This is a genomic window from Mesorhizobium hawassense (genome assembly GCF_003289945.1).
Lineage (GTDB): Bacteria > Pseudomonadota > Alphaproteobacteria > Rhizobiales > Rhizobiaceae > Mesorhizobium > Mesorhizobium hawassense.
This window is the reverse complement of record NZ_QMBP01000002.1, coordinates 78,376-98,909: the sequence shown is the minus strand read 5'-3', so window position 1 is coordinate 98,909 and position 20,534 is coordinate 78,376. Positions and strand designations below refer to the sequence as shown.

16 protein-coding genes and 1 pseudogene are annotated in these 20,534 nt (G+C 61.1%); 7 read left to right on the top strand and 10 right to left on the bottom strand.

Features of this window, described 5'->3' with window-relative positions; all coding sequences use genetic code 11:
• Positions 1-171: 171 nt before the first annotated feature.
• Positions 172-330 (bottom strand): hypothetical protein, encoded by a 159-nt coding sequence (locus tag DPM33_RS36100; protein ID WP_167448957.1) that lies wholly within the window; start codon positions 328-330, stop codon positions 172-174.
• A gap of 263 nt (positions 331-593) precedes the next feature.
• Between DPM33_RS36100 and DPM33_RS04695 the strand changes: the two genes are divergently transcribed.
• Positions 594-1,025, top strand: a complete 432-nt coding sequence (locus tag DPM33_RS04695; protein ID WP_112096115.1) for a hypothetical protein — start codon at positions 594-596, stop codon at positions 1,023-1,025.
• Positions 1,026-1,331: 306 nt separating this feature from the next.
• Here DPM33_RS04695 and DPM33_RS04690 read toward each other — a convergent pair whose 3' ends face one another.
• Positions 1,332-1,577, bottom strand: coding sequence for a GNAT family N-acetyltransferase (locus tag DPM33_RS04690; RefSeq protein WP_112096113.1), 246 nt, complete (start codon positions 1,575-1,577; stop codon positions 1,332-1,334).
• A 553-nt stretch (positions 1,578-2,130) separates the two neighbouring features.
• Here DPM33_RS04690 and DPM33_RS04685 point away from each other — a divergent pair.
• On the top strand, positions 2,131-2,544 hold the full coding sequence (locus DPM33_RS04685) for a cupin domain-containing protein (protein ID WP_112096111.1): 414 nt from the start codon (positions 2,131-2,133) through the stop codon (positions 2,542-2,544).
• Positions 2,545-2,729: 185 nt separating this feature from the next.
• A complete protein-coding gene (locus DPM33_RS36620) occupies positions 2,730-2,924 on the top strand; it encodes a response regulator transcription factor (RefSeq protein ID WP_208648363.1) in 195 nt (64 codons plus the stop codon).
• A 96-nt stretch (positions 2,925-3,020) separates the two neighbouring features.
• Here DPM33_RS36620 and DPM33_RS04675 read toward each other — a convergent pair whose 3' ends face one another.
• Positions 3,021-8,945: an AAA family ATPase gene (locus DPM33_RS04675; RefSeq protein WP_112096109.1), complete on the bottom strand. Its 5,925-nt coding sequence runs from the start codon at positions 8,943-8,945 to the stop codon at positions 3,021-3,023.
• A 557-nt stretch (positions 8,946-9,502) separates the two neighbouring features.
• Between DPM33_RS04675 and DPM33_RS04670 the strand changes: the two genes are divergently transcribed.
• Both DPM33_RS04670 and nhaA read left to right on the top strand, forming a co-directional pair.
• The gene (locus tag DPM33_RS04670) at positions 9,503-10,564 is read left to right on the top strand and encodes a sensor histidine kinase (protein WP_112096107.1); all 1,062 of its coding nucleotides are present in this window, start codon (positions 9,503-9,505) and stop codon (positions 10,562-10,564) included.
• A 31-nt stretch (positions 10,565-10,595) separates the two neighbouring features.
• Positions 10,596-12,464 (top strand): Na+/H+ antiporter NhaA, encoded by a 1,869-nt coding sequence (nhaA, locus tag DPM33_RS04665; RefSeq protein WP_112096105.1) that lies wholly within the window; start codon positions 10,596-10,598, stop codon positions 12,462-12,464.
• A 1,058-nt stretch (positions 12,465-13,522) separates the two neighbouring features.
• On the opposite strand, the gene DPM33_RS04645 is transcribed toward nhaA, so the two are convergent.
• The 4 genes from DPM33_RS04645 to DPM33_RS04625 form a co-directional block, all read right to left on the bottom strand.
• Entirely contained in the window at positions 13,523-13,981 is a 459-nt protein-coding gene (locus DPM33_RS04645) for a DUF3788 domain-containing protein (protein WP_112096104.1), read from the bottom strand.
• 248 nt (positions 13,982-14,229) lie between these two features.
• Complete coding sequence (locus DPM33_RS04640; protein ID WP_112096102.1) at positions 14,230-14,511, bottom strand: DUF427 domain-containing protein; 282 nt, start codon at positions 14,509-14,511, stop codon at positions 14,230-14,232.
• Between the two features lie 703 nt (positions 14,512-15,214).
• Entirely contained in the window at positions 15,215-15,760 is a 546-nt protein-coding gene (locus DPM33_RS04630; RefSeq protein ID WP_112096100.1) for a carboxymuconolactone decarboxylase family protein, read from the bottom strand.
• A 21-nt stretch (positions 15,761-15,781) separates the two neighbouring features.
• The gene (locus DPM33_RS04625; RefSeq protein WP_112096098.1) at positions 15,782-16,417 is read right to left on the bottom strand and encodes a nitroreductase family protein; all 636 of its coding nucleotides are present in this window, start codon (positions 16,415-16,417) and stop codon (positions 15,782-15,784) included.
• A 356-nt stretch (positions 16,418-16,773) separates the two neighbouring features.
• On the opposite strand from DPM33_RS04625, the gene DPM33_RS04620 reads away from it, so the two are divergent.
• Together DPM33_RS04620 and DPM33_RS04615 are read left to right on the top strand one after the other, a co-directional pair.
• Positions 16,774-17,235: a recombinase family protein gene (locus DPM33_RS04620; protein ID WP_112096096.1), complete on the top strand. Its 462-nt coding sequence runs from the start codon at positions 16,774-16,776 to the stop codon at positions 17,233-17,235.
• A gap of 161 nt (positions 17,236-17,396) precedes the next feature.
• Complete coding sequence (locus DPM33_RS04615; protein WP_112096094.1) at positions 17,397-18,308, top strand: DMT family transporter; 912 nt, start codon at positions 17,397-17,399, stop codon at positions 18,306-18,308.
• 75 nt (positions 18,309-18,383) lie between these two features.
• On the opposite strand, the pseudogene DPM33_RS04610 reads toward DPM33_RS04615, so the two are convergent.
• From DPM33_RS04610 to DPM33_RS04600, 3 genes and pseudogenes are all read right to left on the bottom strand, one after another.
• Positions 18,384-18,825: pseudogene (locus tag DPM33_RS04610) on the bottom strand (Ros/MucR family transcriptional regulator).
• Between the two features lie 130 nt (positions 18,826-18,955).
• Positions 18,956-19,369, bottom strand: a complete 414-nt coding sequence (locus DPM33_RS04605; RefSeq protein WP_112096092.1) for a hypothetical protein — start codon at positions 19,367-19,369, stop codon at positions 18,956-18,958.
• 315 nt (positions 19,370-19,684) lie between these two features.
• Positions 19,685-20,392: a winged helix-turn-helix transcriptional regulator gene (locus DPM33_RS04600; RefSeq protein WP_112096091.1), complete on the bottom strand. Its 708-nt coding sequence runs from the start codon at positions 20,390-20,392 to the stop codon at positions 19,685-19,687.
• Positions 20,393-20,534: the final 142 nt, after the last annotated feature.

Here is a 20,534-nt window from a genome sequence, read left to right as displayed (position 1 = left end):
GTTCCCCGTAGGGAATTCAACAAATGCGCGGGCGGCAGGCTTTATGGTCTTTCCGCTGACGAAGACCGCATTCACTTCCATCGAGCCGAAATCCCGGTCAGGCAGCACCCGCACGGGCGCCCGGCCGCGAGTTCTGCCCGCGCGCGCTTGTTTCGCTTGACGCGGCGATCCTCAGCCCGGCGACGGCGCTTGCGTGGCGCGTTCGTTGATGGTGATAGCGAGCTTGCTGTCAACGCGCACGAGGTGACGCGGCCGTCCCTTGCGGAAGGAGAAAGTCGGCGAGGGATGCGCTGGACTGATGATCCCGCTCGCTGCGGCGTGATCGATCATTCCGCTGCAGCTCTCGAAAGCGCCTGTTCTCGCCGTTGCGCTGGTGGTGCTGCCGCGCGTGGAAGACGCCGCGGCCGGTCTGCCTGGCGACCGGTGTTATCCAAGAGTCGGACTGGAAGCCGCGATAATGCTTCCGCTGCTCCAACGGTCATGGATACGATAACCCAATGCTATGGCGAATTGGAGGATAAGCATTCACCTGCTTCGAAGTCGTCGAGGACGCCAGCGATAAAGATCACGGGCGATCAGGGTTGGAGATTCAAATGGACCTTTCCGCTCTCGCCGGCATCGTTGGCGGCGTCGCCGTCGCAGGCGTGGGGATGATCTACAGTGCGGTCACCGGAGGTGGCTTTTGGTCCCTGCCCAACAGCATTGGGGGCATCCTGGTGGGGGCCAAAGTGGGAAATACGCGCTCATTCGGCATAGTCACCTTAGTAGGCGTCCAATTTCACATGCTGCTTTCGGCGATATATGGTATTGCGACCGTGGACCTTGCCCACCAGCTCAACATCGGTTTCGTTTTTGCGGGCATCGCGGTGGGTATCTTTTTCTGGCTCTTCAATCATTTCTTGATTGGCTCTGCTTCAGAAGACGCACGCAAGCACGTCCAGTTCAACCCTGTCTGGTTGGCGTTTCTCCTGCACGTGTTGTACGGCGCGGTCACCGGGCTAGTGGCTATTGCACTCATCAGGTAGCGGTAGCTGGCCGATTGCGGGCGCTGATCTCCCAGACCTCCAAGCTATACGCCTTTGGGAGAGCTAAGCCCCAGGTCGGTGGTCACATCTAAAAGTACTGGCCTTCGAACAGCCGGCATGGAAGCAGACGGCTTTCCGATCGCCAGGAAGCCTCCAACGCTTCATCTCGATCTTCTAACCTTCCGCAATCTCTTCGTCCCAGCCCGCTCAAAAGGCTCCGCATTTCAGGCCCATCTCCATCGCCGATAGCTGTAAGACCCCAGCCCTCGCCTGATATCCCTGTCGGCGGTCCCTTCACGTCCAACCTCAGATAACGTGACAGCGCCTTTCGATCCCATCAGGGCTCTCCAACCATCCGGTGCTGCGCCGCGCGAAGAACCGATCCTGCAGGTGTGCGTAGCTGTTATTGAAGCTTGGCGGCTGCGGGACCTCTGTGTGGAGCAAGATCACGCGTCCGTCCTTCTCTTTGTAATACGAGACAGCAAGCTCATCCCCGCTGGGTGATAGCTCGAAGCGGTGCATCACGGGATTGTCCTTGACCTCGGCGTCCATCCTGTGCCTCCTCCAGCGTCAATCGAGCGGCTCCCAAGGGCTGTCAGGGCAGGGCGATCGGCTCACTCCTCGCCCACGGTGTATTCGAATCTTTGTGCGCCGACGGACGCCCTGCGTGATCGCAACGTGCCCGTTATGGCGGCCTATGCCTCGCGGCACGCGAAGTACCCCGCTATGCCAGAGGCTGATCGATGTGACGCAGCGGGCCTTCAAGGATATTTCTCCGCGCCTTTCGCCACGTGAGCAGCTACGTCTCGGCAGAATCTGAAGGCAATTGGCGGAACTCAGATTGAAAGCACGGCGACGTCGCCACGGCAGCCGCAGCGGGCAAGGCGGCCGCGATGCGATCGCGCCCGGATTGAGGGCCATTATAAATGGTTATCAGATAGATAGTCACTGGTGATTTCCCTTCGTCGGGCGGCTGCGGCATCCTCCAACCAATTCGCAATATGCGATTAGGGCCGCTGTGCTGTGGCACACAGCATCGGGTGGTTCGGTCGGGCTGGACCGTCAGGTAGGCGCGATAATCGATGGTTCAAAATAGGAGCTACAAATGTCAGTTCAGAAGCCAATTCTCACGGCGCCGCACGGCGGTGAGACGGTTACCTCGAGCGGGGGGTCGACCGTCGAGTTGAAAGTGGAGAGCAGCCAGTCAGGAGGTGAATATGGCGCTGTCCTGTGGACGCTGCGGGCCGGGGAGGAACCGCCGCTGCACACCCACTCGCGCGAGGACGAGTTGCTCTATGTGGTGCAGGGGCAGCTAATCGCGCGGGTTGGCGATACCCGCGTGGAGGTGGGGCCGGGAGCCTACGCGGCTCTTCCGCGGGGTGTGCCGCATACCATCGAGGTGGTCGGCGAACAGGCGACCCTGCTACTCAGCTTCGTGCCGGGTGGGTTCGAGCGCTTCTTGGTCCCCAAGGACGGCAAGGAGCCCGACCTGGCCGCTTTCGGCCTGACGGTCCCATAGGGCGCGACTGCGACGCGCAGCGTACGTGACTCCGCCGGGGTCATCGCGCACCGAATTAGTTGTGCCCGGAGGTAGCAACCTCCGGGCTGCGGTCGCGGCACTGTGCTCTTCCGCGCTCGGCAATCGCCTCAATCATCGCCTTATGGGCAGCACAATCAGCTTAGAACGCAGCACTTCCAAGGCTCATGAGATCGCTGGGCGATACGGTTGACATTTTCTCGTCCGCAGCCGATTTTCTGGCCTCCCCGCGGCTTGCCGAAACAGCCTGCCTGATCGCCGACATCCATATGCCTGCCATGACCGGGCTCGAACTCTACCGGCGCCTTATCGACACGGGGCAACGCGATACCGACAATCCTTGTGACGGCCTTTCCCAATGATGCTGAGAGGGCTCGCGCCCTGAACGATGGGCTCTTGGTGTTACCTGGGTAAGCCGGTGGATGAGGTCCATCTCACACGATGTGTTTGCGCGGCTCTTACGTCGGCAGGCTCGCCTGAGGAGGGGTCGTGAGCTCCTGTTCCGCTCCCGGCAAGGTGAACTGGAACACGGCGCCACGGGGTTCATTCGCCTCCGCCCATAGCTTGCCGCCATGAGCGTGGATGATAGAGCCGCAAATCGACAGCCCCATGCCTGTTCCACCGGACTTCGTGGTGTAGAAGGCGTCGAAGACTCGATCGAGATGCGCCGGATCGATGCCCGGCCCGGAATCGCGCACGGCCACGAGGACGCCTGCTTGATCCTCCTCTGTGCTGATCAACAGCTCTCTCGCCCCGTCCTCCATCGAGCCCATTGCTTCAGCCGCATTCAGAATCAGATTCAGCAAGACCTGTTGCAGCTGAACGCGATCCCCCAAAACCGAAAGTACTCCCTCCGCAAGCCGGGTCTGGACCGAAACGCCATTCCTGAGGGTCAAGCTTCGAGCCAATACGATCACTTCGTGGATTGCCACGTTGAGATCAAAACACTCTTTTCGCGGCGGCGCTTTATTGATTTGCTCGCGGATACGATCGATGATTTCCCCGGCCCGATCAGCATCTCCGACGACACAGGAAAGCGCTTCCCTGACCTCGCGCAGGTCCGGCGGCTGCATCTTCAGGAAATTCTGAGCCGCCCGCGCGTTATTGCGCGCGCTGGCAATCGGCTGCGTGATTTCATGTGAAAGCGAGGCGGCCAATTCTCCCATCATGCTCACGCGGTTCATGTGAGCGAAATCCGATTGCATCTGCTGCAGTCGCAGCAGCGCTTGTGTGTGATCCTCGATGTCGGTCAGCAGAGAATACCAGCGAACAATGCGGTCGGAGGCATCCCGGACCGGAATGCCTCGCATATCAAACCAACGAAATTCCCCGTCGAAGCGCCGGAGGCGTGCTTCGGTCCGATAGGGAACGCCGGCGGCGATCGATTTTGTGAAGACTTCAGCGAGATGGGGAAAGTCATCAGGATGGATCGTTCCGTTTGTGCCCCAGTTCCTCAGCCCTTCCAATGACTGGCCACAATACTCAAAGATCTGCCGATTTACGGCTTCGAGGTCACCATTCGGGGCCAAGATCGCAACGAGGCCCGGTATCCCGTCAATCGCCGAGCGCAAACTTCGCTCGCTTTCACGGAGCGCCTCTTCGGCACGTTTGCGTTCGGTCAAATCGAGCACGAATGCAAGGCGGTCGCCTCCTTCCTTGAACAGCGCGGCGCCCACAAGCACTGGAACGCGACTGCCGTCTTTTCGAAAATACTCCTTTTCGAAGGGCTGAACGATGCCGGTAGAGTTTAGTTCAGCCTGGGTGAGTAGGTCGCGCTCGTGCCATTCGGGCGGGGACAGCTCGGTCCAGCGCACGCGGCCGGGAACTAAGTCTTCACGGCCATATCCTAGGAGACGTAGAAACGCATCATTGGCTTCAAGAATCCGATCTTCGCGGTCGGCGATGAAGATCCCGATGATGTTGGCGTCGACCAAACGCCGAATCTTCCTTTCTCGATCCGCCAGGTCGTCATAAAGCCGCGAACTCTCCAGCGAGATCGCCGCTTGCGACGCAAGCACTTTCAATAGAGCGACACGGCCTGGCGTGAACACGTTCGGGGTGAGATTGTTCTCAAGGTAGAGAATGCCGATGCACTGTCGCTGGTTGATTAACGGTAGACAAAGAATGGAACGCGCGCGACGCTGAACGATATAGGGATCGGCAGAAAATAGATTTTGAGATGACGCATCGTCGAGAATAACGCTTTCCTGGGTACGCAGGACATAGTGGAGCACCGACTCCGGCAGCACGGCCGCGCTCGCCGGCTGGTCGCGCAGATCCACGGTGATGGCGTCGCCGTTGGTGGTGGCCTCCGCCGCGATCCGCTGCTCAGCCTCGCGTGAAAAAATCAACAAGCCTCTTTCGGCACCGACCTGTTCAAGCGTCGTGCGCATAAGCATTTCGAGCAGCTTCTCCAGCACGATCTCGCCCGATATGGCCTGCGACGCTTTGATCACCGTTGCGAGGTCGAGTTGCTCGACCGACGCTGCGATCGTGCTTGCCGAAGCAGGGGCGGGCTCTTCCATTCTGAGGCGCGGATACATCGCATCGAGTTGGCGCACCTTGCCGTCCGCGCCCCAGCGCAGGTAGCCGTCGCGGGCGTTTCGCAAGTAGAGCCGCGCGATTTCATCGAAGCCACGTGCCGCATAGAAGCGCGCGGCCACTTCGTAAGCGAGGGCTTCATTGTGGACAAAGCCGTTTGCGCGAGCCAAGCGGACCGCCTGCTCGTACAGACGTTGGGCATCAAGGTCGCGGCCCTCCAAGCGGGCGATCTCGGCGCCGACCAGCGCGGCGCGGTTCTCGAAGTGGTCGGGACAGTTCTCGGCCCAAAGCACCAGCTGCCTGCGATGATCAGCTAAAGTTTCGAGACACCCACGCCGCTCCTCAACGGTTGCAAAATCGCAAGCGGCCGCCTCCGCAAGGGCCCCATAGAAGTGGTATTCAGCCCCTTCGAAGAAGGAGGCAGTTGTCCAGAGGAGGCGTTGCGCGTTCGCGGCCGCTGCTAACGCCGCGTCGTAGTCGCCTGAGAAAAACCGCGCCTGCAGCTTCCGGATCCAATACCAGCCCTCCGCCATCGCGAGATCGCGGTTACTGCGGAATTGGCGTTCAAGTTGGAGTTCGTCGAAGTGTCCATTGTCAAAGCTGCCGAAAAGCGGCGTCAGGCCGCGGAGTGTCCGAATAAGCCCAAGCTGCCCGGCGATTGAGTCCATCGCAAAACCGAACTGCATCTTCTCAGCGAACGCAAAGCCACGCTCGGCCTCGACTTGCACCTCTTCGAGCGGATCGCCCACCGCGAGAAGGTAGGTGTTCAGGTGAGTGTAATAGTATGCCGCATAGGTGAGATCGCCGGTCTGGTTTGCCGTGTCGAACGCACACTGGAGCAGCTCGCGACCTTTCCGGACCTGTCTCGTCCAGAACATGAGCAAATATCCAAAGTTCAGATAGGTCCTGGCTTGGAATCTCTTCAGACCCCGCTGCTCGACCAGTTCATAGCTGAGACGGGCGAACCGAAATCCGGCCTGGTAATCACCGAAGTAGGGCCCCGCAATCCCGCCAAGCACGGCATAGGCGTAGCACGACCCGTCACAATTGCCGCTTACCAGGCTGAGGTTGACTGCCTGGCAAATAATCAGGGAACGTAGGTTCGCATCGGTGTAGTGGGCAGGCGGTCCGAGTTTCGTCAGGACATCCAGAGTGGCGAGCGTTGCGGGATCGGTCATCAATGGTAGACCAATGAGACTCTCGACCGTGCGGGGGCCAAGCTGGGACCAGATCCGCTCATACACACGCCGAGCCTCGTCTTCCGGCGGGTGCGGTGACCAGTTGATGTCGATGTCCAGGTGCTGCAGATAATCGAGACCAACGGCTATCGCGCGACTGCCTTGATCGAGGGTAGTGTACAGATCCACCTGCAAGCAGGTGATGCTGGCGCGTTCGACGGACGTCAAGGCGCGGCTCGACGCCTCGACTAGATGCTCCTCCGCCGCCGCCAGCGCACCGGTGAGGAACTCGCATTCCGCCCGGTGCAGATCCAGCGCGAAGGTCAGTTCATGATGACGTTCCCATGCATCTTTCGGCAACAACTCCAGACCGGCGATAAAATGCTTCAGCGCCGAGGCGTAGGCGGTCGATGCCATGGCGCGTTTGCCCGCGATCAGGTTGAACTCGGCAAGCTGCTCTCGCTCTTCATCCAAGGTGATCAGGCCCACTCCGCGGTTGAGCTGATTGACGATGTCGAAGATCGTCTCCTCGCGCTGTTCCGCGGGGGTATGAGCCGCGAGCAGCCGGCCGATCCGCAGATGCGCCGCCGCCCGCGCGTCATCGGGGATCAGCGCGTAGGCGGCCTCCTGCACGCGGTCGTGGATGAAGCGGTACGAGCCGCCCTGCCGCTCGACCAGCCCGGCACGGACAGCTTCCCACATGGCCGCATGGACCGGCGTCTCCGAGGTCCCGAACGCGATCGCAAGCAGCGCGATCTCGGCGGTGTTGGCGACGCACGCGAGCTGCTGCACTGCTCTCTGCGTCAGGGCCGGCAGACGGGTCAGCTTCCCGACCATCAGGTCCACCACATTGTCGGTGTAGCCCTTGGCGTGAATGCGACCGGTATCCCAGCACCAGCTCGCCGCGTCATGGTCGAAGCGGAGTAATCCCTCCTCGGCGAGTGCCGCCAGGAACTGCGTGGCGAAGAACGGATTGCCGCCGGTCTTTTCCTGCACCAGCGCCGCCAGCGGCGCGGCGCGCTCCGGCTCGCAGCGCAGCGCATCGGCGATCAGCTGGCCGAGATCCGCTCGAGCGAGCGGCGCCAACGCGATCTCCGCCACCTTGGCGCCGGCGTTGCGGATCGCCCGCAGCCTCCGGGCCAGCGGGTGCGCGGCATCGACCTCGTTGTCGCGGTAGGCGCCGATCAGCAGGAGGTGGCTGACCTCCGCCCGGGTCAGCAGATCCTCGAGCAGGTCGAGCGTCGCCGCGTCGAGCCATTGCAGGTCGTCGAGGAACAGTGCCAGCGGATGCTCCGGCCGGGCGAAGACGCCGAGCAGGCGCCGGAACACCATCTGGAAGCGGCTTTGCGCCTGCTGCGGCGGCAACTCAGGAACCGGTGGTTGGTCTCCGATGATTAGCTTGAGTTCGGGTATGAGGTCGATCATGAGCCGCCCGTTTGATCCCAGCGCCTCTAGAAGCGCGTGGCGCCAGCTTGCCAACTCGGTGTCGCTCTTGCTGAGGAGAGGCCGGACGAGACTTTGAAATGCCTGCACCAGTGTCGCGTAAGGGATATCGCGCTTGTACTGGTCGGACTTGCCGGACGCGAACAGGCCGCGCAGCTGCACCAGCACCTTGTGTAGTTCGTCGACGACTGAGGACTTGCCGATGCCGGAATATCCTGAGACCAGCACCAACTCTGGTACACCGGTCTTGATGATGCGATCGAAGCAGGAAAGCAACGTCGCGATCTCATGATCTCGCCCGTACAGCTTTTCGGGGATCAGCAGCCGGTTTGGCGTGTCCTGCAGGCCGAGCGGGAAGTCATCGATGCGGCATCGCGCCTCCCATTCCGCCAGGCAGCGGCGCAGATCGCGCTCGACACCGCCGGCGGTCTGGTAACGATCCTCGGGTGTCTTGGCGAGCAGTTTCATGATGATCGCCGAGACGGGCGCTGGGATACTCCCTAACCGCTCCCCGGGCGGCACCGGCTTTTTGGCGATATGGCAGTGCACCCATTCCATGGGATCGGCCGCCGTTAAGGGCAGAACGCCCGTGAGCGTCTGGTACAGCGTGACGCCGAGGGCGTAGAGATCGCTGCGGGCGTCGATCGAACGGTTCATCCGCCCGGTTTGTTCGGGTGCCATGTAGGCAAGCGTGCCGGCGATGGCCTCGGGCGGCTCGGGCGCCTGCCGCTCGCGGGACAGGCGCGATGCGATGCCAAACCCGGTGAGCCGCACGTGTCCATCCGGGCAGTCCACCACAATATTAGCTGGCTTGATGTCTTTGTGGATGAGCCCGCGCTGATGAAGCTTGCCCAGAGCCGAGGTAACAGCGATAGCCAGGCGCAAGAAGCGCCCTATCTCCATGGGCTCACCGAGCAAACGGTCGAGCGGCCCGCCGCCCAGATCATCGAGCACCAGCACCGTCCGACCGGCGTGGCTCATGAGAGCCAGCGGCCGCGCCGCCCATGCCCCGTCGAGCTCATCTTTCAGCTCGTATTCGTGCGTGAGGCGATCGAGTCTTGACCGGGACGGATGGTCGGCGGCAGGGGCAACAAGCAGCACGGCGAGCCGCTTGCCATTGTCGTCCAGTCGCCAGCCACGGCTGAACACGCGCTCGCCGTCCTCCCACAGCACCTGAGAGCTGCCATCCGAGTACGCGAGGTTCAGCGACTGCTGCACCATCTGTCAGACTCCGGCGTCGGGCTTCGGCTTGACGTCGGCTGATCAAGCTCTTCGTACGCCACACGCGGTCTCTCTCCAGCCCGGGAGGAATCGTACTCCATCGCCCGAGAAATGTCAGCCGTTGGTCTTGCCGGATACGGTGGACGCGGATGATCCTCCTCCTTTTTTAGCAGCAATTTGGAGCGATTTGCCCGCCTCTACTCGCTACGGCGGCGCACAATGCAACCGATTGCATGCGGTCGGTTCGGTCTCACGACCGCGCCCGCGGCACGAGCGGTATTGCAGTGGAATCGGCTGGTAAAGCTATGATCTCGATAACCGCCCGTAATGCCCCCTCAGCCGGCAGGATAGCCGAGGACCTCTTCTCCGCCGCCAAGAGTGCTGCTCGGCGAGTCCTCGCAGAGAGGCGCGTCGCACATCTCCGGGCGCGCTCCAGGCGCTCTCGGTCATTCCGATAACGGCCAGCTATCGACTCCATGGCGAGAGGTGATTTTCCTTTCGACCGTCATGAACTCACTCTCCGATCCATCGAACGATCGCAGGCTAGGAGATCCGACATGCAGATCAAAGAGACAATTGGCGTTTCGCTCCCCGGCTCGATCGAAAGCCCGCCGCTGGAGGATGCCGTCGTGCTCGTGAACAGCGCCGGCGTCGCGCTTGGAGTGCGGCGTGCGTTTAGTGCAAGGGTCCGGGCCGTCCAAGATGGCGGAAGTGGCCTCATTGCGTCCAGGTGCGTGGAGATCCCGCTCCTCGGGTCCGACGGCGAGGTCTCGGGGATTTTGTGCCACACCGGCCTGCAGTCCGACACGCTTGGAGCGGACGCCGCTGGCGGGCGTGAGAGGATGAGGGCGGTAGCGGACGCGGCGCAACTTGTCGTCCACGACATCAACAACCTTCTCGCCGTGATCGGCAGCGGCCTGCGGCTACTCGAGTGCCAGAGCGATGCCGCTTACCGAACGATCATCGTCGGCAAAATGCAGGAGGCGGTCACGAGAGGCGCGTTGCTCAGCCGGCAGCTGCTCGACGCTGCGCGGCCGTGCCCCAAGTCGATCGACGGTTTTGTCGCAGGCCGTCGCCTCGCAGCGATAGCCGGAACGCTTGACCAGGCGTTGCATCCAGACGTCACCGTCCGCAGCGAGATCGCTTCTGACTTATGGGCCTTCGATGCCGACCCGGAAGAGCTGTACTTTGCTTTGCTGAACCTCTGCCGAAACTCGGCCGATGCGATGCCGGACGGCGGCGTGATTACTGTTGCAGCGCGGAACGTCGAACCTGGCACGGCGCAGGGATTCGTCGAGATCGTCGTCGCCGACGACGGGGTGGGCATGCCCGAGGAGGTGCTCTCGCAGGCCTTCACCCCGTACTTCACGACAAAACCCGCGGGCCGCGGCTCCGGCCTAGGGCTCCTCCAGGTCCAGCGCTTCGCTGAAGGACGAGGCGGCGCGGTCCGTATAGAGAGCGGGCGGGGTGCCGGCACGCTGGTGCGGCTCTTCCTGCCGCGGGTGCAAGCAGCTGGGCTCGCCAGCAGCATCGTCCGCGCGGAGATCGCGTACACGCCCTCACCTGACGGCGGCGAATTCCACGTCATCAAACCAGGGACGGTTGCGCCGACGCCGTAGCCGGCGCGGACACTCCGAGACCGGTTCAGCCATGCAGCTTATGATCCCGCCCGGCCGCCTCGACCGTCCGGTCGACCACGAGACGGACCACGTGCTCGGCCCCGCCGATGCCGAGATCACACTCGTCGAGTACGGCAGCTACGCATGCCCGCACTGCAGGGCTGCCAACGAGCGCATCGCGCAAGCACGCGACCAACTCGGCGACCGCGTCTGTTACGCCTTCCGGCACAGGCCGCTCAGGGACAACAGTCTTGCGTTTCGGGCCGCCGAACTCGCTGAGCTTGCCCAGACGCCCGAGGCGTTCTGGTCCGCGCACATCAAACTGATGACGAGGTCGATACAGCTGACAGAGGACGACCTCTTGGCAGTTGCCGCGGACTTGGGCGTGACCGCCGAGTTCGCGGTCGGCGACAGCGACTCCGTGCGGCGCGCGAGGGCGAGGGTGGAGGTCGATGTCGCCAGCTCCCACGCAAGCGGCGTGAGGTTCACGCCGACCTTCTACATCAACCGCCGGCGCTACGACGGACCCTGGGACGAGAGCTCTCTCGTCGATGCGATGCTCGGCACGCTCGGCCACCGCGTCCGTACAGCAGCCCTGGACTTCGCCAGCTGGGGCGCGTCCGCCGGCTTTTTGCTGGTCCTCGCGACCGTGGTGGCGGTCGTCGTGACGAACTCTCCGCTCGGGCCAACGTTCGACGCGTTCTGGCGCCAGGAGCTCAGCGTGAGCTTGGGTGACGCGGTCTTCCGGATGTCCATCCTCCATTGGGTCGACGACGGCCTGCTGACGGTGTTCTTCCTCGTCGTCGGGTTGGAAGTGAAACGTGAGATGACGGTCGGCCACCTTGCGAGCCGCCGCTCCGCCGCGCTTCCGATTGCGTCCGCGCTCGGGGGCATGGTCGTGCCCGCCCTTCTTTATGCGCTGGTCATCCCAGCGGGGCCGTGGTCGCACGGGTGGGGCGTCCCGATGGCGACGGATACGGCGTTCGCGATCGCCTTGATCGCCGTAATGGGCGCGCGCGTCCCCGTCGAGCTGCGCATCTTTCTCACCGCTGCGGCCATCGTCGACGACATCGGCGCCATCGTGGTCGTCGCTGTGTTCTACTCCGGCGAGATCCATCTGGCCTACCTTGCGGCGGCCGCTGCGGTTGTGGTTGCGCTGGCGCTGCTGAGCCGATCGAGGGTCTACCTGCTGTCGCCCTATATTCTGTTGGGCGTCGTGTTGTGGGCGTTCGTCTACGCGGGCGGCCTCCACGCTACGCTGGCCGGCGTGGTACTTGCGCTGTTCATTCCGACACGGCCGCCCGCCGACTTGGCCGCCTTGATGACGCAGGCCAGCACCATCATCGCGTCCGAGGCCCGGCATGAGGGCGAGGTGCTCAGGCACGGCCCCTCCACACCGGCACTGCATGCGCTCGACGCGATCTACGACAGACTTGAATCGCCCGCCGACCGGCTTCTGCGGCACGCCGGTGCGCGGTCGAGCTACGCTGTCCTCCCGATCTTCGCATTGGCGAATGCGGGTGTGGAGATCAACCCGTTCCTCTTCGTTGGGCATGGCTGGCTCATGGCCGCGATCATCGCCGGCCTCGCCATAGGAAAGCCACTCGGCATTTTCCTCGCGGCCGCAGCGGCCGTGCGCGCAGGCATAGCTGTCAAGCCGGCAGAGTACACGTGGCGGCAGTTGGCCGGGGCAGGTGCCCTCGCTGGCATCGGCTTCACGATGTCGCTCTTCATCGCCGGGCAAGCGTTTCCGAGCACTAGTGACTTCTCGTCCGCCAAGATCGCCGTGTTCGCCGCGTCGATTCTTTCGGCCGTCGTTGGGACTACCCTGCTCTTGGGAGCCTCGCGCCCAGAGCTTATCGAAGAGGCGCCGCAGAGCGTCGGCACGCAAGTATCATAGCCGGCTGGCGTTCATGCGGGAGCGTCAACAGGAGGTCTTTGGATGATACTACCTGCCGCTACAACAGTTGCAGTCGCTGACGGCGGGACGGTCCGCCTGTTCCACGATACCGGCGTGAAACCTGGGTGCATTTGGTCGAGATCACAGCGGCTCCGCATGCGCTCGCCCACTCAGCAGCGCCATCACACCGGCTTTGCCAATCCCAATGGCAGGCAGTTCGTCGAGGACGACTTCGCCGCAGCGAGGGCCGCGTTCCTGAACAACCTCAGCCTGGACGGGGACCATTCGTTGTGTCCGACCCCAGGACCCTGGGGAGATACACAAGCACTTCCATCGCGAACCTGAGAGGCAGGACCATAGGCGAACTCGCGAAGGACTTCAGCAGGCGTCCGCTGACTCCAATCCGCGCTCTGATACATCGGCGGAAAAAGCTAGCCGCACCCAAACTTGCGCTCGACAAAGGAGAGCGGACAGGGAACGCTTACAGCAAGCAATTCGTCACCTATTACCGACGGCTCCGCCGGTTGCTGGATCACGACGAGGCCGGCCTTGCCCGGTTGCCGTCGGATACACCGATCTACGACTGGTCGATTACAAGATAGAAGCGGTTGACCACCATACCGTGGGCTCCCGATGGCGCCCTCCTTTGCGATTCATCTTCCTCCGGCGTAGACGAGCGACAACACGCTCGGGTTTGTCGCGGCCTAGCCCGACTCAGACGCCAACGCTCCGACCAATGCTCGACGATGCAACAAATCACGTATCCGCCGCTCAACACGCTGAAACACGGCGAGCGGAACATATGGATCGTGGACGGCCCGGCAATCCGGTTCGGTTGGCCATGGCCGAAGGTTCGCTTCTCGACGCGACAGTGGTTCGACTCGCCTGCGGCGAGCTCCGCTTCGACTTTTCCTGTCCAATCTGACCACGTAAAATCGCTGCCAGGTCGTTGGAGGGCGGCCGATGCATCATTCAACACGCTGGAGATTTTGCACCCAGCTATATATGCTATCGATTAAATCCTGAATTTGCCCTAAAAGTCTGGAATTCTGCGGCACTCAACTGGATGAGTGTGAAGAAGGGCGCTTCATAATTAGAAGGTCCGTCACATCATGGAGATCGTCTGAGGATGAGATGCCGACTGTCAGCCATTTCCCGTCAATGTATGTTTTCGCCTCATCGTAGAGCTTGACCAACGGCGAGCGCCAGACATAACGCCTCTCCTCAAACTTCTCTCGTTCAGCTCCCCCCAAGACCACCACAACCGAAAGCAGCCCGTATTCCGGTATCAAGGTGCAGAATGCCCTGGTCTTCTTGTAGCGCAGAGACCAGCCGCGCTTCTTGCCACCGTAGAGCCAATCCGGTGCGAACACACCGGGGTAGTATGCCTCGATCCAGTTTTGCAGCTCGGTCCAATGCTCGTAAGCCTTCGGCCCGATCCACTCGCGGACCGTGTCGTCATCGGGCGGTGCTGACTTGTCAGTGATCCTGTCGCCGATCTGGTGGGATTGTTCCATATCACTTCCTCTACACCGCAATTTTATCACGTAAGCCTCGGAGGACTTGGCTGGCTGCAACTTGATCTTGCGCAAAGAATCTGTCGCAAGAATCCCGAGTTTCGAATCGGTGTTGCGCCTGATACTTCTTCCGTCCTCAGACGAGTATTGACGCGTAGGCGAATTGCCGTCGAAGCAAAAGCCACTCCGAGGATTCGCGGACACGGAATCTGGACCCCCGGCACGTTCTTGGAGGACAGGTGGTTCGTCTATCTGACGTCGACGCCGTTCCAGAAAGCCACGTAGTCCTTGATGTTCGCTGACGCCGTGGACGGCTCCGGGTAGTACCACGCGGCATCCTCATTGGTCTTTCCATCCACCAGCAACGAATAATATCTCGCCGTGCCCTTCCATGGGCAGCGGCTCGTCGTCGAACTCGCCTGTAGGAATTCCTTGCGGACACTCCCTGGCGGGAAGTAGTGGTTTCCCTCGACGACGATTGTCTTATCGGACTCCGCGATCGTCGCGCCGTTCCAGGTCGCCGTCTTCATTTCCTGCTCCTCGCAGTCCTAACCACATCAATCGCAACACTATCGCGAGCCGTCGCCGCAGCGAAATAACGATCGGGAATGGATTGCATGACGCTACGTGTCGCCAGATCTTGCCACCGTCGGGCTTGGGACATCGAGACGTTCCATCGATGACTGACCGAAGCGCTCGATCCAACCTCTCCAGGTCCGTTCGCGCAAATCTCAGAGACAACGTCGAGCCAGGGCCGGATGGGATCGAGTACTCGGCCGATCAAGACGGTTGGACTTCGTACCAGCGCGTCTGCGCTGCATCGCACGGGACCGCAAGCTGTTGATGGAGGAACGCATCCGGCACACCAACCGGATCAAGCGGCTTTTCTCCTCACAGGGCATCACCCTCTACCGAGTGATCGTGCGATCGGTTGGGGGGCACTCCGCAGAGGCGATGGGCAGGATTTCGCCCGAACACATGAAGCTCAGGGCTCTGTTTTCCGTTTTCCCCATTCGATCTTCCGAAGCAGCACATGGCTTTGCGCGATCGGCTTGGGGGGTAATTGTGCAATCCTGATTTGGTGCGGAATTGCCCCAACCTCCTCGATACATCCGAAAAGCCCAGATGCGTTCCCGAGAAACGGTCCTCGCTGCATCTGGGCTATGACGTCACGCTCGAATCAAACGACGCCTCCAAGTTCTCTCACAAATGGTCGATGCGATCGGATAGAATTCAGATCGCGCCCGCCGGCGCAACGGCCGGAAAGTCCTTCTCGGGATCGAATACGTTATTGAAAAAGTTCGTTAGCGAGTACATAGCCACCAGCGCGACGACCTCCATGACGTTCGCGTCCGTGTAGCCAGCATCGCGGACGGCTTTCAGATCGGCGTCACTGACATGGCCTCGGGTCTCGATGACTTTGCGCGCGAACCGGACCGCGGCATCCCGCTTCGGGTCGCTGGCGTGTCCCTTCCGTGCGAGCATAATTTCATCCGTCGGAAGCTTAGCCATATGCTCGGCCGCAAAACTGTGAACCGACAGGCAGTAGTTGCAGCCATTCACTTCCGAGACTGCGAGGCCAATGCTGTCGCGCGTCTTCACGTCAAGCGTCTTGCTCAAGGAGCCGAACAGGGAGGCCCATGCGTTGAACGCGATCGGGCTCTGCGCAAAGGTCGCCATCATATTTGGAGTGAACCCGATGTTCTTGGAGAACGCATCGAGAGTCAGTTTGCTATTGGTAGGTACCTGTTCCGACTTTAGGGCAGCGGTTCTTGGCATCGTGTTCTCCGTAACTAATACTTATACGAGATGCAGCACATCAGCGACCGGACGGCGCGACTTCTGCGCCCAGTTTCCAGGACGCTCCGGCCCTACGGCCAAGAGCATGACCGGTACTTCATCCTTGGTCAGTTCGAATTCGCGGTGCACCGCTTCGGCATCGAAGCCGATCATCGGAGTGGAACCCAAGCCTAGCGAGCGGGCCGCATAGATCATCGCCGCCGCGCCGAAGGTGCCGGTGCGAACTGCCTCGTCGCGCTGGCGCTGAGGGTACTCCATGTACAGATCGCGCGCGGGGATTTCCCATTCCGGCACCATCTTTGCGGGCATGATTCCGGCCTCCACCAGCGGTGCCAGACGCTCTGGTACCACGCTGGAATCGGCCAACTGTCCGCAGACGATGAAGGTAACGGCCGCCTCGGTGATCGCGGGCTGACTCCATGCGATTGGACTCAGCCTGGCTTTGGCTTCCGGGGTGCGCACGGCAATGAAGCGCCAGTTCTGCAAGTGGAAAGACGTCGGCGCGGTGGTGCCGATTCGCACCAGCTCGCGGATTTGGTCGTCGCTCAAGGCGGCGGTGGGATCGTAGTACTTGGTTGAGCTGCGGCTCAGAATACAGTCTATGACGGCGTTGGTCATGGTGATTCCGTTGGTCATGATGGTTCCTATTGTTCAGGATGGGCTGAGGTACGAGAGTGTTTCCGCCCTCGTTGTTGGAAATGCCGCGGCGACGAGGCGCGTGGATCTAATGCCGGAGGCCTTGGGTCGTGTCCGAAAGGGAAAGTTGAACCATGTGGCCTCGCTTCAAGGACTACTTGGCGCAGCGCGACGGCTTGACGGGTGACATATCAGCGTCCACGACGTTCGCGGTCGGGCCGGCTGAGTCTGCTCATCTACGGGAGCGCCGCCACGCTTAGCGCGACCAGCGAGACGGCGACTGCCGGGCCGACGGTCTTCCGTCATTTTCATTCGGTTCTCCTTTGTTGCCCGCGTGCGGCAAAAGGCTCAGCGCAATGACTTCATCCAACGTCGAGGCGGTTGGATGTTCGGCCAAACCCAGCGGATCTCATGATCGGACGCAGCAGAGGGCATTGGAAATTCCGTTTGGACATGCATTCGATAGACGTGGGTTTCCTCGCGCTAATGCAACGGACTTTCAGCTGCATATCTTCGCCGCGCTTGCCCAGGAGGAGCGTCGGCTGATTTCCGAGAGGACGAAAGCAGCGCTGGCCCAAGCCAAACGTAGAGGTGTCGCGCTTGGGAAGAACGGGAACACCCTCGCGGCGGCTAGCAGAGCGAGGGCAGCGGATTTTGCCAGCAAAGTCCGCGAACTGCTGCCCGACTGCTGGGAAACGATGTCCTACTCTGAGCTTGCGCGCAGTCTCAATGAGGCGGGTTTGGCCACCATCAATGGCAACCGCTTTTACCCTCAGACCGCCAAGAACCTTGTTACCGTCCTCTCGTCTCCGCTGTAGACGCTTCGGGAGTGCTCTCCGAGGGCAGAGGTCACGCATGGCGCCGCCCGATTTCGATCCATTTTAGAAGATGCTTGTTTAGAATCTGCTTTCTCTTCCCGTAACATCGGCGCATCATTGCCCCGGTGTGCGGCACGTGCCCGCCTAGATGGGGTCACCCCTTGGTCGATGCGGTGGACGTCAATAAGGGCAGCCGTCGTGATGCGCGGCTGGGCATCCTACTCATTCTCGCCTCTTCGCTCGCCTGGAGCACCATGGGCCTGTTCGTGCGCATGTTGTCCGACGTCGACATATGGAACCTGGTTTTTTGGCGCTGCATCTTTGGCGGACCGTCAATTTTTGCTCTCGCCATGATGGAACGAAAGCGCTGGTCGTTGGATTGGCGACGAACCATGGTGCCTGCGGGCATCGCGACGACCGCACTCATCGCCACTGGCCTCTTCTCCTCCATCTATTCCATGCAGAACACCACCATCGCGAATGGCGGTGTCATCTACGCCACGGTTCCTTTCATGGCAGCTGTACTTGCCTGGCTATGGTTCCGGGAACGGCCCGGTACCAGCACGATTTTTTGCACATTCGTTGCCATGGCAGGTGTCATCGTGACCGTCCGCGGCACTCTTGCCGCGGGGGGCGGGCATCTGAAAGGCGATCTTGCGATGGTCTACGTCGCCTTCTCGATCGCGATGATGACAGTGATCATGCGCCGCTATCGCGACACGCCAATGCTGGAATCCGTGGCTCTCGCCAACATTGTCGCGGCCAGTTTTGCGTTCTTTTTCGCCGATCCATTCAGTATCCCCATCGGAGAGGTGGCGCTGCTCGGTCTTTTTGGGATCATCACGCAGGGCGTTGCCCTCGGCGTCTACGCGATGGGGGCACGGCGCCTGCCGGCCGCTCAAGCCACTCTGCTCAGCGCGGCGGAGATGCCTATGGGTCCGCTATGGGTCTGGTTGTTCTTCAATGAGATGCCTGCGACTGAAACCTTCGCGGGTGGCGCATTGGTGGTTGCAGCGATCCTGGGGAACATAGCTGCTGAGCTGCGGGCCAGTCCCACCGCAGAGGCCCCTTAAGCCGCGACCTTAAGCCTAACCCCCAATTCGTGTGGCCTTACATCGGAGCTTGTGCAAACGGGCAAGTGTCTGCAGTCACCGTGCCGAACGCTTCCTGCCGCCGGCACTCTTCGTAGGTTTTGCCGCCGGCTTCCTCCCGAGCCCGATCGACTTCGCCAACTCGGAGCGCTGGGCAGCATAGTTCGGTGCCACCATCGGGTAATCGCGCGCCGAACCCACTTCTCGCGGTATTCGTCGGGCGAGAGACCATAGTGAACGGCAAGATGCCGCTTCAGCGATTTGAACTTCTTCCCGTCCTCGAGACAGATGATGTAGTCGGGGAACACCGATCGCTTCGGATTGACCGCAGGAACCAGGGCCGGCTTCTCCGGCTCGGCCGGCTGCCCGATCTTCGACAGCGACGAATTAACGCTCTCGATAACTCCGGAAGAGATGCAACCGGCACCGGATTGTTGCTGACGTAGGCAGAAACGATGTCTGCGGTTAACTCGATGAGGTTGACGTTGTCGTCGGCCAAGTTGAAACTCCTTCTTGAAGCCCTTCACCGTCGTAGCTTTTGAAGATCGTCTAATCAACAACGGAGGCAGCCTAGAATTCATCTCGCACGAATAGTCATACCGACGGCATCTCCCGCGCTTAAGCCGGTGTCATTTGGGTTTCCGGGGGAATAAACGCGCATACCTCTCGCAACCGCCGATGTTCCCGTCGTACTTAGTGTGCTCGATGAGGCCCGATTGACCTACGATCACGTCGATCCTGCAATGATAATCGTAGGTCTCGGTCGCGGTGCCCTGAGTCTGGACATAAACCGGCTGTCCGTTCACGTAGGCCGTACTCGAATTGAATGTCGGCACGGTATAAGAACCCGTATTGCGGCTGCCCCAGGTGAACACTCGCTTGTTGTCGATCGTGGTTTCGGCATCAGGGAAGCCGAGAACGTCGAACGCCGCCTGATACTGTCGTCCACGCAGTGAGCTAAGGCCCGCGTCCATATTCTCGAACGTCTGGCATCCGGCCGCAATCGCTATCACGACCAGGGCACAAATACTCCGAAATTTCATTTAGGCCCCCTGATTTGCCCATCGCCGCAATTCGTCGATGGGCTATTGCAGACTCATCGTCATAAGAATGGCTATCTTAGTCTGAGCCGAAGTGTCCACGGTCAACACCGCATGAATAATCATGCCAGGCCATTCTGAGCGGGGACTCGCCGGGCGGAGCCCCCAAGCCTCAAGCGCGACGAAGTTACGTCCTGATCCCATAAGGAGGCCGGGTGAGGGGGTATCGGCAAGCTCTTAAGTGCAAGGCCGGTGCCAACTTCTTGGTCCCGAGACGCGACACCCTTTCTTTATCGGGCCGCAGCCTCAGTATGGTTTTCAAGGAAGCGGGACGATTCCTTCGAGTGCCGCATAGACCGAGGTTCGCAGCCAACGGTCCATGCTGCGGGCAAGGCCGGGGTCGCCGCTGAGGAAAAGGCCGCCCCTTTCTTTCTCGCGCTCGATGCTTGAGCGGCCCTCCAGGATGGCCCCCAGCGAAACAACGCCGGTCTCGACGTAGAGATCGACATCCCGTCGCGGGTCGAGCGAGCATAGCTCGGGCAAGTTCGCGCCTGGCTCGACCACAAGCCAATAATGAGGATACTTTGGCGGGGGATCCTCGCGGAAATGGAAGCGGATGACGGCACGCCGCCGCGGCAGTTCAGCGAGGTCGATCTTTCGCCGCACAAACCACATGAGGGTGGAAACATCCACGTCGGCGAGCGCGACTTCCGCCTCGATGTTGCATTGCGCCCATTCCGCCAGCGCGTTCATCGCTGGCTCGAGCTTGATCGACTTCTCGGTGCGGAAATATGCGATGGTGCCCGACGCCTCGTCCTCGACCCGCTCGACCAGGCCTAACGCTTCCATCTCCTTGAGCCGCTTCGACAAAAGGGCGGACGAAATGTTGCCTACCCCCTTGCGAATGTCGTTGAAGCGGGTCGAGCCGTTCCAAAGCTCTGTCAGGATTTGGATCGTCCAGCGCGGCTCCAAGAACTCGCAGGCCCGCGAGATCGGGCAGATCAATCCGTAAGGCCGTCGCGTCATGACTGAACGCTCCTCTGAGCAAGCTAGGCCTTTAGGAGGGCTAAGGCCAGTTCATAATCTGAAGCGGAACGCTTCCGAAGCTGCCCTGGCAACCGGCCCTCTTCTGACGTCATGGTGATCTTCTTTCGACCAACCCCGACCA